The organism is Microbacterium trichothecenolyticum (genome assembly GCF_030818955.1).
Classification (GTDB): Bacteria; Actinomycetota; Actinomycetes; order Actinomycetales; family Microbacteriaceae; genus Microbacterium; species Microbacterium trichothecenolyticum_B.
In genome coordinates this window covers 1,672,439-1,688,086 of the sequence record NZ_JAUTBF010000001.1, presented here as the reverse complement: position 1 = coordinate 1,688,086, position 15,648 = coordinate 1,672,439, and the positions used below count along the sequence as shown (strand labels likewise).

Annotated in this window: 15 protein-coding genes, 1 pseudogene and 1 riboswitch; of the genes and pseudogenes, 1 reads left to right on the top strand and 15 read right to left on the bottom strand. The window is 69.5% G+C overall.

The features are described 5' to 3' along the window. Positions 1-7 precede the first annotated feature (7 nt). The 8 genes and pseudogenes from QE412_RS08025 to QE412_RS07990 form a co-directional block, all read right to left on the bottom strand. Entirely contained in the window at positions 8-1,456 is a 1,449-nt protein-coding gene (locus QE412_RS08025; RefSeq protein WP_307482032.1) for an MFS transporter, read from the bottom strand. Between the two features lie 180 nt (positions 1,457-1,636). Then, complete coding sequence (locus QE412_RS08020; protein ID WP_307482029.1) at positions 1,637-1,987, bottom strand: Fe-S protein; 351 nt, start codon at positions 1,985-1,987, stop codon at positions 1,637-1,639. Positions 1,988-2,049: 62 nt separating this feature from the next. Next, positions 2,050-2,523 (bottom strand): 6,7-dimethyl-8-ribityllumazine synthase, encoded by a 474-nt coding sequence (gene ribH / locus QE412_RS08015; RefSeq protein ID WP_307487088.1) that lies wholly within the window; start codon positions 2,521-2,523, stop codon positions 2,050-2,052. Then, positions 2,523-3,791, bottom strand: a complete 1,269-nt coding sequence (gene ribA / locus QE412_RS08010; protein ID WP_307482026.1) for a GTP cyclohydrolase II — start codon at positions 3,789-3,791, stop codon at positions 2,523-2,525. The genes ribH and ribA overlap by 1 nt, the downstream gene beginning before the upstream one ends. Continuing rightward, positions 3,788-4,444 (bottom strand): riboflavin synthase, encoded by a 657-nt coding sequence (locus QE412_RS08005; protein WP_307482023.1) that lies wholly within the window; start codon positions 4,442-4,444, stop codon positions 3,788-3,790. The genes ribA and QE412_RS08005 overlap by 4 nt, the downstream gene beginning before the upstream one ends. Beyond that, positions 4,444-5,476: pseudogene (gene ribD, locus QE412_RS08000) on the bottom strand (bifunctional diaminohydroxyphosphoribosylaminopyrimidine deaminase/5-amino-6-(5-phosphoribosylamino)uracil reductase RibD). Before ribD ends, QE412_RS08005 begins: the two are co-directional and overlap by 1 nt. A gap of 57 nt (positions 5,477-5,533) precedes the next feature. Further along, positions 5,534-5,683, bottom strand: a riboswitch (FMN riboswitch). A 122-nt stretch (positions 5,684-5,805) separates the two neighbouring features. After that, positions 5,806-6,669: an Fpg/Nei family DNA glycosylase gene (locus tag QE412_RS07995; RefSeq protein ID WP_307482020.1), complete on the bottom strand. Its 864-nt coding sequence runs from the start codon at positions 6,667-6,669 to the stop codon at positions 5,806-5,808. A 48-nt stretch (positions 6,670-6,717) separates the two neighbouring features. Next, positions 6,718-7,278, bottom strand: a complete 561-nt coding sequence (locus tag QE412_RS07990; RefSeq protein WP_307482017.1) for a GNAT family N-acetyltransferase — start codon at positions 7,276-7,278, stop codon at positions 6,718-6,720. A gap of 194 nt (positions 7,279-7,472) precedes the next feature. Between QE412_RS07990 and QE412_RS07985 the strand changes: the two genes are divergently transcribed. Next, positions 7,473-8,282: a DUF559 domain-containing protein gene (locus tag QE412_RS07985; RefSeq protein WP_307482015.1), complete on the top strand. Its 810-nt coding sequence runs from the start codon at positions 7,473-7,475 to the stop codon at positions 8,280-8,282. Between the two features lie 390 nt (positions 8,283-8,672). Here QE412_RS07985 and trpS read toward each other — a convergent pair whose 3' ends face one another. The 7 genes from trpS to sdhC all read right to left on the bottom strand — a co-directional run bounded on the left by trpS (position 8,673) and on the right by sdhC (position 15,509). Continuing rightward, positions 8,673-9,677, bottom strand: coding sequence for a tryptophan--tRNA ligase (trpS, locus tag QE412_RS07980; protein WP_307482012.1), 1,005 nt, complete (start codon positions 9,675-9,677; stop codon positions 8,673-8,675). Positions 9,678-9,726: 49 nt separating this feature from the next. After that, positions 9,727-10,578 carry an exodeoxyribonuclease III gene (locus QE412_RS07975; RefSeq protein WP_307482009.1) on the bottom strand — a complete coding sequence of 284 codons (852 nt, stop codon included), beginning with the start codon at positions 10,576-10,578 and terminating at the stop codon, positions 9,727-9,729. A gap of 72 nt (positions 10,579-10,650) precedes the next feature. Next, on the bottom strand, positions 10,651-11,850 hold the full coding sequence (locus tag QE412_RS07970; protein WP_307482006.1) for a YihY/virulence factor BrkB family protein: 1,200 nt from the start codon (positions 11,848-11,850) through the stop codon (positions 10,651-10,653). Between the two features lie 103 nt (positions 11,851-11,953). Next, on the bottom strand, positions 11,954-12,739 hold the full coding sequence (locus QE412_RS07965; RefSeq protein WP_307482004.1) for a succinate dehydrogenase iron-sulfur subunit: 786 nt from the start codon (positions 12,737-12,739) through the stop codon (positions 11,954-11,956). Position 12,740: 1 nt separating this feature from the next. Continuing rightward, on the bottom strand, positions 12,741-14,570 hold the full coding sequence (sdhA, locus tag QE412_RS07960) for a succinate dehydrogenase flavoprotein subunit (RefSeq protein ID WP_058612984.1): 1,830 nt from the start codon (positions 14,568-14,570) through the stop codon (positions 12,741-12,743). 46 nt (positions 14,571-14,616) lie between these two features. Beyond that, on the bottom strand, positions 14,617-15,075 hold the full coding sequence (locus tag QE412_RS07955; protein ID WP_307482001.1) for a succinate dehydrogenase hydrophobic membrane anchor subunit: 459 nt from the start codon (positions 15,073-15,075) through the stop codon (positions 14,617-14,619). Continuing rightward, positions 15,075-15,509 carry a succinate dehydrogenase, cytochrome b556 subunit gene (gene sdhC, locus QE412_RS07950; protein WP_307481997.1) on the bottom strand — a complete coding sequence of 145 codons (435 nt, stop codon included), beginning with the start codon at positions 15,507-15,509 and terminating at the stop codon, positions 15,075-15,077. The genes QE412_RS07955 and sdhC overlap by 1 nt, the downstream gene beginning before the upstream one ends. Between the last annotated feature and the right edge of the window lie 139 nt (positions 15,510-15,648).

The window sequence follows — 15,648 nt, the reverse complement described above, 5'->3', positions numbered from 1 at the left end:
AACCGCGTTACGGCGCGATCGCTCCGGCGGCCAGGTTGTCGTCGTAGTCGACGTCTTTGGTCTCGGGCGAGAGCACGACCGCGATGAGGGTCAGCACGCCCATCGCCGACAGGTACACGCCGACGAGCCACGGGTTACCGCCACCGACGGCCCAGAGCCCCACCGCGACGATGGGGGCGAGGGCGGCGCCGAGGATCGACGACACGTTGTATGAGATCGCCGATCCGGTGTAGCGCACGTTCGTGGGGAAGAGTTCGGGCAGCACGGCGCCCATCGGGCCGAAGGTGGTTCCCATCAGCAGGAAACCGATGATGAGGAACGACTGCACGAGCACGCGCGTGAGGCCGGGGTCGGTGTGCGGCATGAGGAAGAACGAGAACGTCAGGCCGAACACGATGATCGCCGCGGTGACACCGATCAGCAGGCGCTTGCGCCCGATGCGGTCCGCGATGGGGCCCGAGAGCAGCGTGAAGACGCCGAAGAACACCACGCCGATGATCTGCATGATGACGAAGTCGGTGTAGCCGTAGCCGAGGCCGGGCACGTAGGCGGCGGGGTCGAACGGGGTGCCGGCCTTCTCGGCCGCGGCGGCCGCGACCTCCGCGGTCGGCTTGGTGCCGTACGAGAGGGTGAAGCTCGTCATCAGGTAGAAGAGCACGTATGTCGCCAGCATGATGAACGTGCCGAGGATGAGCTGCTTCCCGTTGCGGCGGATCGCCTCGCCCAGCGGGAACTTCCTGATCGCGCCGACCTTCTCGGCCTTCGCGAACGACTCGCTCTCGACGAGCTTCAGACGCACCCACAGGCCGACGATGACCATGACGGCCGAGAACAGGAACGGCACACGCCAGCCCCACGAGAGGAACTCCGCCGACCGCTGCGCGGTGCCGTCGGGGTGCGGCAGCGCGAAGTTGATGAAGAGGAAGACACCGTTGGCGATGATGAAGCCGATCGGCGCACCCAGCTGCGGGAAGGTGCCGTACCAGGCGCGCTTTCCCTTCGGGGCGTTCTCGGTCGCGACGAGCGCGGCACCCGACCACTCGCCGCCGAGCGCGAAGCCCTGCGCGAGGCGCATGATCAACAGCAGGACCGCCGCCCAGACGCCGATCTCGTTGAACGTCGGCAGGCAGCCGATGAGGAAGGTCGCGACACCCATCGTGAGCAGGGATGCCACGAGCGTGGCCTTGCGGCCGAACCGGTCGCCGAAGTGGCCGAACACGATCGCCCCGAGGGGGCGCGCGACCATGGCGGCGCCGAAGACGCTGAACGACAGCAGGAGCGAGGTGGTCTCGTTGCCGGTGGGGAAGAAGAGGATCGGGAAGACGAGAACCGCGGCGGTGGCGTACGCGTAGAAGTCGTAGAACTCGATCGTCGTACCGATCAGGCTCGCGGTGATCACGCGCGAGCGCGGGTTCGCTGGGGCGGCGGAACGAGTGGAGGGGGAAGAGGTGGTCATGACAGCCTGACGGAAAGGTCGATCGTTCGCGTCCGTGGTGGGGCGCAGCGGTGGCGCGGAACGGTCGCGAGGGTGTGCGTGACCTGGCGCGCGGCGGGGGCACCGGGAACGTCCCCGAGTGGGGGGCGTTAGACCCTCCAGTCTATGCGGTTGCTGAGCACCGGCCGTGCGTGGGTGGGGTCAGCGCCAGAGCACCGCCAGCGCGGCGTTCAGCAGGGTCAGCACACCGATGGGCCAGAAGATCCCCGCGGGCAGCGTTCCGGTGCGCTTCTGCCGGGCCGATCCGATGCCGAGCAGCGCGCCGATGACGACCAGTACCACGAGCTTCACGCCGATCTTGACGTAGTTGGGGTCGTGGTCGAGGCCCCAGGGGGCGGACAGGGCAAGACCCGACACGAGCGAGAGAAGCAGCGCGTAGTTCATCAACGGCGTCACGCGCCGACGCCCGACGGCCTCGACGACCCACGCGCCGAACAGCACGGCGAAGCCGACGAGGTGGACGAGGACGACGGCGTGGCGCAGGATCTCCATACCCGTCAGGGTAGGGATGCCGTGCCCCGGCCGCCAGGAAGGCGCCCCTCACCCGGTCGGTCTCAGCCCCGCAGCTCCCGCAGCACCAGCGCCGTGCGGATGGCCGCGTCGGCCGCCTCCTCGCCCTTGTCCTCCTTCGACCCCTCGAGACCGGCACGGTCGAGACCCTGTTGCTCGTCGTCCAGCGTCAGCACGCCGAATCCGACCGGCTTGCCGGCGTCGAGCGCCACTCGCGTGAGGCCGTCGGTGGCCGCCGACGAGACGAACTCGAAGTGCGGCGTGCCCCCGCGGATGATCACGCCGAGGGCGACCACGGCATCCGCGCCGCCCTCGAACGCGGCCTTGGCGGCGACCGGGAGCTCGAACGATCCCGGAACCCGCACGACGCGATAGCTCGCGCCCGTGGCATCCAGGATCCGCTTCGCCCCGGCGATCAGTCCGTCGGTGATGACGTCGTGCCAGGTACCGGCGACGACGACGACGTTCAGGTGCGACGCGTCGACGCCGCCGGTTTCGGGTGCTCCACTGCCGGCCATCACACGCTCTCTTCCTTCAGGTGCGCGAGGGCATCGCGCAGGTCGTCCTCGGCGATGACGTGACCCATGCGGTCGCGCTTCGTCTCGAGGTATTGGTGGTTGTTGGGGCCGACGCCCACGAGCAGGGGCACCTGCTCGACGACGTCGAGGCCGAAGCCGCGCAGCTGCGCGACCTTGTCGGTGTTGTTCGTCAGCAGGCGCACCTGCTCGACGCCCAGGTCGGCCAGGATGCCGGCGGCGGCGGCGTAGTCGCGCGCGTCGGCGGGAAGGCCCAGCGCGAGGTTGGCGTCGACCGTGTCGAGACCCCGCTCCTGCAGGCTGTACGCGCGCAGCTTGTTGATGAGGCCGATACCGCGTCCCTCGTGCCCGCGCATGTAGATGACGATCCCGCCGTCCTGATCGATCGTGTCGAGCGCGGCATCCAGCTGGGGGCCGCACTCGCACTTCAGCGATCCGAAAGCTTCGCCGGTCAGGCACTCGGAGTGCACACGCACCAGCGGTGCCTTCTCGGTCAGGTCGCCCGAGACGACGGCGAGGTGGTCGGTGCCGGTCACCCGGTCCTTGTAGGCGAGGAAGCGGAACGTGCCGTGCGAGGTGGGCACGTTCGACTCGGCACGCAGGCTCACGCGGCGACGGGCGGGCGCTGCCGCGGGCAGTGGGTCGGTCTCGTCGAGGTAGGCGATGAGTTGCTCGATGGTGATCACCGGGATGCCGTCGCGCTCACCCAGCTCGAAGAGCCCGGGCAGGCGCATCATGCTGCCGTCTTCGGCCACGACCTCGGCGATCGCGCCGACCGGCTGCAGCCCCGCGAGCCGCATGAGATCGACCGCGGCCTCGGTGTGCCCCGCCCGCTCGCGGACGCCCCCGTCGACGGCGCGGAGCGGAAGGATGTGGCCCGGGCGGATGACGCTCGAGGGCACCGACTCCGGATCGGCCAGCACGTTCAGCGTGCGGGCACGGTCGGAGGCGCTGATTCCCGTGGTCACTCCCGAGGCCGCATCGACGCTCACGGTGTAGGCGGTGCCGCGGGCGTCTTCGTTCACGGCCACCATGGGCGGCAGGTCGAGGCGATCGGCCCTCTCCGCCGGCATGGGGGCGCAGACGTAACCGCTCGACCACCGGACGGTCCACGCGAGCCACTCGGGAGTGGCGAGCTGCGCGGAGATGATGACGTCACCCTCGTTCTCGCGGTTCTCGTCGTCGGCGACCAGGATCGGTCGGCCCTGGCGGAGGGCCTCCAGGGCCTCGGGGATGGGGGACAGGCTCATGCGGAGCCCCTCTCGGTCGGTGCGGTCGATGCCGCGGTGGTGTCTGCGGGGCGGAAGGCGAGCATGCGCTGCACGTGGCGCGCGAGGATGTCGGTCTCGAGGTTCACGGGGGTGCCGGCTTCGGCGCGGCCCAGCGTGGTGGCCTCGAGCGTCTCGGGGATGAGCGAGACCTCGAGCCACGGTTCGGGGTCGGCGGCTTCGCTGACCGCGCTGACGGTCAGCGAGACACCGTCGATGGCGATCGAGCCCTTGTCGACGACGAGTGGGGCGAGGTGGCTCGGGATGCCGATGCGCACGACGCTCCACTGGGCACCGGGCCGCACCTCGCGCACGACGCCCGTGCCGTCGATGTGGCCCTGGACGATGTGACCGCCGAGGCGCCCGTGCGCGGCCGTCGCGCGCTCGAGGTTCACGGGGCGGCCGGGCGCGACGTCGGCGAGCGTCGACATGTCGAGGGTCTGCTTCATCACATCGGCGGTGAACCAGTCCTCGCCCTGGTCGACGACGGTGAGGCACACACCGCTGACCGAGATCGAGTCGCCGTGTCCGGCGTCCGACACCGACAGTGGCGCGCGCAGCGTGAGCCGCACGCCGTCGCCCGAGGGCTCGACCGCGGTGACGGCGCCGATCTCTTCGACGATTCCGGTGAACATCAGTGCTCTCCTCGGGTTCGGGTGGTGGGGTGGGCGACGACCAGCAGGTCGTCGCCGAGGTTGTGGACGGATGCCACGGCGAGCCGCCGTGCGTCGGCGATGGTCGGCACCCCGATGTCGCCGAGGGCGAGACGCGATCCGCCGAGAAGGACCGGCGCGACGTACAACGAGCACCTCGTCGGCGAGGCCCTCGCGCACGAAGGCGCTGGCGAGGGTCGGCCCGCCCTCGACGAAGACGCGCTGGACGCCCTGCGCGGCGAGATCGGCGAGGACGGCGGGAAGGTCGTGGGTGGCGTAGAACAACGGCGTCCGCGGGTGGCGGCGCACGGCGGCATCCGGGTCCGTCTCGCTCTCGCCGATCACGACGGGGACGGGTTGTGCCTCGAGCAGCGCGCCGTCGGCGTCGCGGGCGGTCAAGGCCGGGTCGTCGGTGCGCACGGTCCCGGTACCGGCGACGATGGCGTCGGCGGACGCGCGGCGCGCGTGCACGTCGCGGCGGGCCGCGGGGCCGGTGATCCACTGGCTCGTGCCGTCGTCGGCGGCGGCGCGACCGTCGAGGCTCTGCGCCCACTTGACGGTGACGTGCGGGCGGCCGGTGCGCTGCACGGCGATCCAGTCGGCGATCAGCGCACGAGCGGCCTCCGCCTCGACGCCCGACTCCACGTCGACTCCCGCGGCCCGCAGGCGCTCGGCGCCGCCGGCCGCGGCATCGGTGGGGTCGTCGAGGGCGTAGACGACGCGCGCGACGCCCGCCTCGATGAGGGCGAGGGCGCAGGGGCCGGTGCGGCCGGTGTGGTTGCACGGCTCGAGGGTGACGACGGCGGTGGCGCCGCGGGCAGCACCGGGGGAGAGCCGCGAGAGGGCGTCGACCTCGGCGTGCGGGGTGCCCGCACCACGGTGGAACCCCTCGGCGAGGACATCGCCGGCGGGCGAGAGGATCACCGCGCCGACCTGCGGGTTGAGCCCGCGCGGGCCGCGCCGGGCGAGCTGCAGCGCTCGCCGCATGGCGTCGATCTCGACGGCGGATGCCATTTTCCCTGTCCTTCCCGCGGTGTCGGGGCAGGAACAGCGGGAAGGCGCGACGCGCCGACCGTGCTGCCTCCTATCCGGACTAGCGCGGGTTCCCCCTCGCATCACCGTCGGTCCCGGAATTCCACCGGATCGGCCCCACCGCATGACACGGAGAGGTTCGCGGACTGTCACCGCCGGTTCGGATTCTCACCGACCCCGGAGCACGTTGTTGCACTTCGGAGTCTACTCAACGCGGCGTGGCGGGTTTCATTCCCCGACATGGATGGACACGTTCGCGGTGGCTGTGGCAGGGACCGGCGGGATCGCGGGCGTTCGCGCCCCGGTCGGCGTCACTTCAGCAGGCGCGACAGTCGACGGTCCGCCAGCAGCTTCCCGCCCGTCTGGCAGGTGGGGCAGTACTCGAGCGAGTTGTCGGCGAAGAAGACGCTGCGTACCTCGTCGCCGCACACCGGGCACTGCTCGCCACGGCGTCCGTGCACGCGCATGCCGCGCCGCTTGGCATCCTTCAATTCCGCCGGCGGCTTGCCGCGGGCCTCGTCGATGGCTTCGGCCAGGGTCTCGGTCATCGCGGTGAACAGGCGGTCGACATCGTCGTCGGCGAGTGTCGCCGCCAGCGCGTAGGGGGACATCTTCGCCGCGTGCAGGATCTCGTCGGAGTACGCATTGCCGACGCCCGCGATGATCGACTGGTCGCGCAGCACGCCTTTGATCTGGGTGCGGCGCCCCGCGAGCAGAGCGCCGAACGTCTCGCGGTCGAAGTCCGCGCTCAGGGGATCGGGCCCGAGACGGGCGATCCCCGGAACGTCGTCGACCGCACGCACCGCGTACACCGCGAGCGACTTCTTGGTGCCGGCCTCGGTGAGGTCGAACCCCGAGCCGTCGTCGAAGCCGACGCGCAGGGCGATCGGGGTCTTACCGGGCTTGACGATGGTCGCGGGGAGCGCGTCGTACCACCGCAGCCAGCCCGCCTTGGCGAGATGGAACACGAGGTGGATGCCGGCATCCGTCGTCACGTCGACGAACTTGCCATGCCGGTCGACGGCGGTCACGGTGCTGCCCACGAGGGAGGTCAGGGGAGGGTCGTACGTCTTCAGCGCATTGATCGCCGACACGGTCGCCTTGGTGACCTGCAGCCCGACCGCGCGACCGCGCAGGAACTCCACGAGCCCCTCGACCTCTGGCATCTCCGGCATGTGCCCATGCTCGCACGCACCTCCGACATCGGCACGAGGTGTTGCGCGTCACACGTCGATCGGCCAGGAGACCGGCTGAGGGTCGTCGTCGCGCAGCAGACCGCCGATCCACAGGTCGGCACGCCCCAGGGAGTTGCAATGGGCCTGCCGCAGCAGGCCCTCGTAGCGGAATCCGAGCGAGCGGGCGACGCGGGCGGAGCCGACGTTGCCGACCACCGCCCGCCACTCGATGCGCTGAACGGCCGGGCGCTCGGGCGAAAAACCCCAGTCGATCACCGCCCGAGCGGCCTCGGTCGCCACACCGCGGCCGCGCACGTCGGCTGCGATCCAGTACCCCAGCTCGGGGCCGCCGCCGGGCAGATGGGCGAGTCCGATCATTCCGACGAGCCGGCGGTCGAGCCGAATGGCCCAAGTCGCCTGCGACCCTTCGGCCCACCAGGTTGCGGCGAGTTCGACGAACGACTCGGCGTCGGTGGGCAGGTAGGGCGACGGCACGGTCGTGAACCGCTGGATCGCGGCATCCTGACACGCCGCATGGATCGCGTCGACGTCTTCCCCGCGGGGCGCCGAGAGTTCGAGACGGGCCGTGCGCAGCATCTCGGGTTCCATGCGGTCACGCTACCGATGGTTCCTGCTTCGTCGAGCACAACTCCTGCATCTCTGCGGCCGGCGGTGTGCGAGGCCGACGAGACGAGGGGATCTGCAGGAGCTGTGCCGAGAGGGTACGCGCGCCGGGGACGGCAGTTATCCCCAGAAGAGCGGAACCGGCCTCACGGCGTGCGTCGAGCGAGCACGCTCGACGCATGCCGCACGTCTCCGCCTCGTACCGCGACCTTCGCGCGGCGGGCATGACCCGTACAGACATCGAGTCGTCCATCCGGTCGGGTCTGATGCGTCGTGCCCGTCGTGACACCTACCTGCCGGGCGACGTGCCGAACGACCTTCTGCGCGCGGTACAGCTCGGCGGACGCCTCGACTGCCTCTCGCTTCTGGCAGTGTCAGGCGTCTTCGCCCACGACACGTCGCGCCTGCACGTGCAGTTCGATCGTGGCGCCAGCCGCCTTCCGCCCCGAGGGCCGGAGACCTGCGCGCACTGGCGACCGAGCTCAGCCCCCGCGAGAGAGACGGCCACACCCCTCGTCGAGGCTCTCGCGCAATCGGCGGCGTGCCAGCCGCCACGGAGCCTCATCGCATCGTTGGACAGTGCCTGGCATCAGCGCCTCCTCGACGAAGCGGGGGTGGGTGAGGTCTTCCAGCGGTTGCCGCGGCGATATCGGCGCCTGCGTCCGCTCCTCGATCCGTCCGCCGAGTCGGGCCCGGAGACGCTGCTTCGCCTGATCCTTCGGAGCCTCGGCCTGCGGTGGAGCTCACAGGTGTTCATCGAGGGTGTGGGGCGTGTCGACTTCGTGGTCGAGGGATGGCTCATCATCGAGTGCGATAGCAAGGCTCACCACTCCTCGTGGGACGCGCAGCGTGCCGACAGGCGTCGCGACCGCGCTGCCGCAGCTGCCGGCTTTCTCACCCTTCGGCTGATGGCGGAAGAGATCATGTACGCGCCCGATGCCGTTCGGGCGTCGATCGCCGGGCTCTCGCCCCGACTCCGGCGGCGCTGACCGCCCGCGCGCGGCACCCCGAGGGGGTGCTTGACGCACACCTCCTGCAGGAGTTGCGGGGCGACTCGGTTTCTGTTGCCCAGGGGGCGGATTTGCAGGAGCCGTGCCCGAGGTGGGCCCCCGCCCCGCCCCGCCGGGCTGGGCCGCAGCGCCGGGCCGCCCCCACCCCGCCGGGCCGCCCCCACCAGCCGCAGCGCCCGACCACACGCCCGGGCGGGCGTCGGCGGGGTTCTGGGCGGCGAGAGGGTCGGACGTCGAGCACAACTCCTGCTGCACCGGACCCGAAAGGCGCGGCGGCGCCACGATGTGCGGTTCTGCAGGAGTTGTGCGCGGGCGGCCGGCCAACAGCGACGCCCGCGACCGGGAGGCCGCGGGCGTCGGAAGGGCAGGTCAGCCGCGGCGCAGCAGACCGATGCGGTCGTACACGTCGGCGAGGGTCTTCTCGGCGACCGCCGCCGCCTTGCCGGCATTCACGGCCAGCACGCGGTCCAGCTCGGCGGGGTCGGCGAGCAGCTCGAGCGCGCGCTCGCGCACCGGCTCGAACTCGTTGACGACCACCTCGGCGAGACCCTTCTTGAAGTCGCCGTACCCGCGGCCCGCGTACTCGTCCTCGATCGCCGTGATCTCGCGGCCGGTCAGCGCCGAGTAGATGACGAGCAGGTTGGAGACACCGGGCTTGGCATCTCGGTCGAAGCGCACGGAGCCCTCGGAGTCGGTGACGGCGCGCATGATCTTCTTGGCGCTCGCCTTCGGCTCGTCGAGCATCCACAGCACACCCGCGTCGGACTCGGCCGACTTCGACATCTTCGACGTCGGGTTCTGCAGGTCGTAGATGCGCGCGGTCTCGCGCTGGATCATCGGCTTCGGCATCGTGAAGGTCTCGCCGAAGCGCTGGTTGAAGCGCTCGGCCAGGTCGCGCGTCAGCTCGATGTGCTGCTTCTGGTCGTCGCCGACGGGCACCACGTCGGTCTGGTAGAGCAGGATGTCGGCGGCCATCAGCACCGGGTAGGTGAAGAGGCCGACGTTGGTGGCATCCGCGCCGTAGCGGGCCGACTTGTCTTTGAACTGGGTCATGCGCCCGGCCTCGCCGAAGCCGGTCAGCGTCGAGAGCACCCACTGCAGCTCGGCGTGGGCCGGCACGTGCGACTGCACGTAGAGCGTCGAGCGCGAGGGCTCGATGCCCGCGGCGATGTACTGCGCCGCGGTGCGGCGGGTTTTCTCGCGCCGCTCGGCGGGGTCGCCCGGCTGGGTCAATGCGTGAAGATCGACGACCGAGAAGAACGCGTCGTACTCGTCTTGCAGCTGACGCCACTGCAGGAGAGCCCCGATGTAGTTGCCGATCTGGAGGCTGTCGGCGGAGGGCTGCATTCCGGAGTAGAGGCGCTGCTGAGTCACCCCTCGATCCTAGGCGTCGCTCACAGCATGCACCGTGATGCGCGAGCGTTCAGGCGCGGCCGAGGGTGTAGTCGACGATGACGGGGGAGTGATCGCTCCACCGGGTGTCGTATGACGGCGCGCGGTCGACGCGGTAGTCGGTGACGCGCTCGGCCAGGCCGGGAGTGACGACGTGATAGTCGATCCGCCAGCCCGAGTCGTTGTCGAACGCTTTTCCGCGCATCGACCACCACGTATACGGCCCCTCGACCTCGCCCGCGTGGCGGCGTCCGACGTCCACCCATCCGAGGCCTGTGCCCGTGGACCCGTCGACGCCCTCGACCTGTGCGCCGGCGGGGCCGAAGAACCTGTCGAAGTACGCCCGTTCGCGGGGGAGGAAACCCGCGTTCTTGCGGTTGCCGCGCCAGTTCTTGATGTCGAGCTCACGGTGGCCGACGTTCAGGTCGCCCATGACGACGGCCAGCTCGGTGGAGGCGCCGAGCTCGGCGAGCCGGCGCTCCATGGCATCGAGGAAGAGCCACTTCGCGTCTTGCTTGGGGGTGTCGACTTCGCCGCTGTGCACGTAGGCGCTGACGACGGTGATGGTCTCGCCGTCGATGTCGAAGTCGGTCTCGATCCACCGTCCCGACGCGTCGAGCGGCTCGGGCCCGAGATGCGTGCGGGTCTCGACGCCGGGCAGACGGCTGATGATCGCTACGCCGGCTCGCCCCTTCTGCAGTGCCTCGTCGTTGACGATCTGCCACCCGGGCACGGCCTCAGCCAGCTGATCGGCGCTCGCGCGCACCTCTTGCAGGGCGACGATGTCGGCGCCCGAGGTGTCGAGCCATTCGGTCATGCCCTTGCGGACGGCGGCACGGATGCCATTGACGTTGACGGAGACGATGCGTACGGAACGAGCCACGCGACGAGCCTAACTGCGGCCTCCGACATCGGCCCTCTCGACGACGGAGCCGTTGCGCGGTGAGGGGTTCGATCAGTCGGGCAGCAGCGTCGAGCGGCGTGGCGCGGGCAGGGCCGCTCGCGCGCTCGCGAGCGCCTTCTCGGCGGCCACCAATCGGCGGCGAGCTCGCCAGCGCCACGGCCAGCGGGCGAGCGCCGCAGCCTCGCGCGCTTCGCGCACGCCCACCTCCGCCGCGATCACGAGTGCCGCCTGCTCCATCGCCCGACGATCCTCGGGGGAGCGCAGCGGCACGTCACGATCGCCCGCGGCCACCGCGATCCAGGCGGCCGAGACCAGGATCACGATGCCGATCAGGCGGAACCACAGCAGAAAACCGATCAACGCCGTGAACGTGCCCAGGAGCGGGTTCGTCGGAGTGTAGACGAGCAGGAAACCGGCCCCGATCTGCAGCACCACCATCCCGCCGGCCCCGACGAGGGCGCCCGGCCATGTTCGGCGCCACGTGAGCGTGGTACCGGTCAGGAAGCGGAACAACGCCGCCAGGGCGACCGTGTTGACGCCGAAGGCGATGACAGCCGACACCGTGCGCGCCCCGATCGTCCACCCGGGTGTCTCCTTGTCCCAGCCGAGGAACTCGAAGAGCAGGTCCACCGCGCCGGTGGTGACCGAGCCGAGCAGGGCGCCGACCAGCAACGCGAAGCCGAACAGCGCGGATGCGACGAAATCACGCGCCTTCAGCAGCACGTAGTTGCGCATGTCGAACGGAAGGCCGAAGGTATCGCGCACGGCGCGGCGCGTGAAGGTGACGAAGCCGATCGCCGTCCAGATGACGACGATCGCCGCCACGCTTCCCGTGATCCCCAGCAGCTTGCCGCTTTCCTGCGCGACCGATTCGACCTTGTCGGGCTGGACGAGGCCGTGCTTGCTGATGAGGCCCGGGATGTAGCTGTTGACGATGCTGATCAGGCCGTCGATCGCTTGTCTGCTCCCGCCGAGCCAGATCCCGACGGCGGCGAACGACAGGTAGAGGGCCGAGAACACCGCGAAAATGCCCTGGTAGCTCATGCCGGCGGCGAGCAGGAAGCCGTTGTGCTGCAGGAAATGCCGCCACACCCGGATCGGGAACCACTGCACGACTTTGGCGGCCCGGGCGAGCGGCTCGTCGAGGCGTTCGCGCACCGCCGAGTGTGCGGCCTCGAAACGATCGCGGAGCGTACGCTCGTCCTCGTCGGCCCCGGGGAGCGGGCGGGGATCGTGGCGGCTCTCGGTCACGCGTCGAGCCTAATGAATGGATGCGGCGCTCCTCGGCTCCGCGCAGACGCGAAACGCCGAACGGCGAGGCGCCGAAGCGCACCCGCCGTTCGAGAGGGAGGGGTCAGCGACCGCCGCGGAGGACGGCCTGCTTGACCTCGGCGATGGCCTTGGTGACCTCGATGCCGCGGGGGCACGCCTCGGTGCAGTTGAAGGTCGTGCGGCAGCGCCACACGCCCTCTTTGTCGTTGAGGATGTCGAGGCGCACATCTCCGGCGTCGTCACGCGAGTCGAAGATGAAGCGGTGCGCGTTGACGATCGCGGCGGGGCCGAAGTACTGCCCGTCGGTCCAGAACACCGGGCACGACGAGGTGCATGCGGCGCACAGGATGCACTTGGTGGTGTCGTCGAACACCTCGCGGTCGACGATCGACTGGATGCGCTCCTTGCCCGGCTCGGGCTTCGAGTTCGAGATGAGGAAGGGCTGCACCTCGCGGTAGGAGGCGAAGAACGGCTCCATGTCGACGATGAGGTCCTTCTCGAGCGGCAGGCCCTTGATCGCCTCGACGTAGATCGGCTGCGAGATGTCGAGATCCTTGATCAGCGTCTTGCAGGCCAGGCGGTTGCGGCCGTTGATGCGCATGGCATCCGATCCGCAGATGCCGTGCGCGCACGAGCGGCGGAACGACAGCGAGCCGTCGGTCTCCCACTTGATCTTGTGCAGCGCGTCGAGCACGCGGTCTGTGGAGTACAGCTCCACGTCGTAGTCGACCCAGCGCGGCTCGTCGTCGACCTCGGGGTCGAAACGGCGGATGTTGAAGGTGACGAGGAACGACTGGATGCCGGTGTCCTCCGGGGTCTGCTCGACCTCGTCGGAGACGTCGGTGGTGTCGAGAACGGTGGATGCCATCTCAGTACTTCCTCTCCAGCGGCGGGTAGCGCAGCTCCCCGGCCTCGTTCTTGGTGAACACCACGGGCTTCCAGCCGAGCTCGATGTGATCGGCCGGGTGCGACGAGTGGGGGTCGCCCGACAGGTACGCCATGGTGTGCTGCATGTACTTCTCGTCGTCGCGCGTCGGGAAGTCGTCGCGCATGTGACCACCACGGCTCTCTTCGCGGTTCTGCGCCGAGTAGACGACGACCTCGGCGAGGTCGAGCAGGAAGCCGAGTTCGACGGCCTCGAGCAGGTCGGTGTTGAACCGCTTGCCCTTGTCGTCGACGTGGATGTTCTTGTAGCGCTCGCGCAGGTCCGCGATCACGTCCATGACGTGGGCGAGGGACTCGTGCGTGCGGAACACCTGCGCGCCCTTGTCCATCTCGTCCTGCAGGGTCTTGCGCAGCACCGCGATGCGCTCGGTGCCGCTGTTGTTGCGCAGGCCCTCGATGAGGCCGCGCACCTCGGCGGCGGGGTCTTCGGGCAGCGGCACGAAGTCGGCGGTCTTGACGTACTCGACGGCGTTGCGGCCGGCGCGCTTGCCGAAGACGTTGATGTCGAGCAGCGAGTTGGTGCCCAGGCGGTTCGAGCCGTGCACCGAGACGCACGCGCACTCACCGGCGGCGTACAGGCCCGGAACGACGGTGTCGTTGTCGGCGAGCACCTCGGCCTTGATGTTGGTGGGGATGCCGCCCATCGCGTAGTGCGCGGTCGGCATGACCGGCACGGGCTCGACGACCGGGTCGACACCCAGGTAGGTGCGCGCGAACTCGGTGATGTCGGGGAGCTTGGTCTCGAGCACCTCGGCGCCCAGGTGCGTGCAGTCCAGCAGCACGTAATCGCGGTGGGGACCGGCGCCGCGGCCCTCGGCCACCTCCTGCACCATGCAGCGGGCGACGATGTCGCGAGGCGCGAGGTCTTTGATGGTGGGGGCGTAGCGCTCCATGAAGCGCTCACCGCTGGCGTTGCGCAGGATCGCGCCCTCACCGCGGGCGCCCTCGGTGAGCAGGATGCCGAGACCGGCGAGGCCGGTGGGGTGGAACTGGAAGAACTCCATGTCCTCCAGGGGGAGGCCCTTGCGCCACACGATGCCGACGCCGTCACCGGTGAGGGTGTGGGCGTTGGAGGTGGTCTTGAAGATCTTGCCGAAGCCGCCGGTGGCGAAGATCACGGCCTTGGACTGGAACACGTGCAGCTCGCCGGTGGCGAGGTCGTAGGCGACGACGCCGGCGACCTGCGTCTTGCCCGCGGCATCCTTCACCGTGATGAGGTCGAGCACGTAGAACTCGTTGAAGAAGTTGATGCCGAGCTTGACGCAGTTCTGGAACAGCGTCTGCAGGATCATGTGGCCCGTGCGGTCGGCGGCGTAGCACGCGCGGCGCACGGGGGTCTTGCCGTGATCGGCCGTGTGGCCGCCGAAACGGCGCTGGTCGATCTTGCCCTCGGGCGTGCGGTTGAACGGCAGGCCCATGTTCTCGAGGTCGATCACGGCGTCGATGGCCTCTTTGGCGAGGATCTCCGCGGCATCCTGGTCGACGAGGTAGTCGCCGCCCTTGATGGTGTCGAAGGTGTGCCACTCCCACGAGTCCTCTTCCACGTTGGCGAGGGCCGCCGCCATGCCGCCCTGCGCCGCACCGGTGTGCGAGCGGGTGGGGTAGAGCTTCGAGATCACGGCGGTCTTCGCGCCGGGGCCGGCCTCGATCGCCGCGCGCATGCCCGCGCCGCCGGCGCCGACGATCACGACGTCGAACTGGTGGTAGTGGACGCCGTCCTTGACGATCGAGTCCGAGGAAGTCTGAGTGCTCACGTGTGCGATACCTCTGGTGTCAGGGGAGAGAAGGGATGCCGCGGGCTTACGCCGCCTGGCACACGTCCCACAGGCTGCTGCTCTCGGTCACGCCGAGGCAGGGGTCGAACGTGAAGACCACGAGGGTGCCGAGCAGGATGAGGAACCCGGCCGACAGCCACAGCGACCACACGAGGACTTTGCGGATCGTGGCGTTCGTGACGTAGTCGTTCACGATCGTGCGCATGCCGTTGGCGCCGTGGATGAGGGCCAGCCACAGCATCAGCACGTCCCACCACTGCCAGAAGGGTGAAGCGAGCTTGCCCGCGACGAAGGCGAAGTCGATCTGGTGGATGCCGTCGCCCGTCATCAGGTTGACGAACAGGTGGCCGAAGATCAGGACGATCAGCAGCACGCCGGAGGCGCGCATGTAGATCCAGCCCCACTTTTCGAGGTTGGAGCCCTTCTTCCGCACGCTCGGCGTGCGCGGGGCGGGAATCGTGGCGGCATCCTGTGCGACGGACATCAGTGGCTCCCGGTGACGGCGCTGAAGACGTTGATGAGGTGGCGCGGGGTGAACCCGGCCATCGTGACGACCCAGAGTCCCAGCACGCCCCACCACAGCTGACGCTGGTGACGGGTGGCCCAGGGCCAGAAGTCCACGAGGATGATGCGCAGGCCGTTGAAGGCGTGATAAGCGATCGCTCCGACCAGAGCGACCTCGCCGAGTCCCATCACGGGGTTCTTGTACGTGCCGATGACGGCGTCGTACGCCTCGGGCGAGACGCGGATGAGCGCCGTGTCGAGGACGTGCACGAGAAGGAAGAAGAAGATGGCCACCCCGGTGATGCGGTGAAGCACCCATGACCACATTCCCTCGCGACCACGGTACAGCGTGCCGCGAGGTCTCTTCGAGGTGGTCTCTTTCACCGACGGCGTGGCACGTGCTGGTGCTGACACGGTCGTCCTCCCTGATCGAACACGGTGTGGGGCGCCAGGCCCCGAGCGTCACACGGGCGCCACTGAATACTACGTCCGGCCTATGAACGGCGGGGATTAGGGGCGCCTAACACTCTCTCGACGTCGAGATAAATCGGAT

Bases quoted from the DNA above. Each gene is read 5' to 3' on its own strand.
- QE412_RS08025 (WP_307482032.1), bottom strand. From the start codon at position 1,456: ATGACCACCTCTTCCCCCTCCACTCGTTCCGCCGCCCCAGCGAACCCG.
- QE412_RS08020 (WP_307482029.1), bottom strand. From the start codon at position 1,987: ATGGAGATCCTGCGCCACGCCGTCGTCCTCGTCCACCTCGTCGGCTTC.
- ribH (WP_307487088.1), bottom strand. From the start codon at position 2,523: ATGGCCGGCAGTGGAGCACCCGAAACCGGCGGCGTCGACGCGTCGCAC.
- ribA (WP_307482026.1), bottom strand. From the start codon at position 3,791: ATGAGCCTGTCCCCCATCCCCGAGGCCCTGGAGGCCCTCCGCCAGGGC.
- QE412_RS08005 (WP_307482023.1), bottom strand. From the start codon at position 4,444: ATGTTCACCGGAATCGTCGAAGAGATCGGCGCCGTCACCGCGGTCGAG.
- QE412_RS07995 (WP_307482020.1), bottom strand. From the start codon at position 6,669: ATGCCGGAGATGCCAGAGGTCGAGGGGCTCGTGGAGTTCCTGCGCGGT.
- QE412_RS07990 (WP_307482017.1), bottom strand. From the start codon at position 7,278: ATGGAACCCGAGATGCTGCGCACGGCCCGTCTCGAACTCTCGGCGCCC.
- QE412_RS07985 (WP_307482015.1), top strand. From the start codon at position 7,473: ATGCCGCACGTCTCCGCCTCGTACCGCGACCTTCGCGCGGCGGGCATG.
- QE412_RS07965 (WP_307482004.1), bottom strand. From the start codon at position 12,739: ATGGCATCCACCGTTCTCGACACCACCGACGTCTCCGACGAGGTCGAG.
- QE412_RS07955 (WP_307482001.1), bottom strand. From the start codon at position 15,075: ATGTCCGTCGCACAGGATGCCGCCACGATTCCCGCCCCGCGCACGCCG.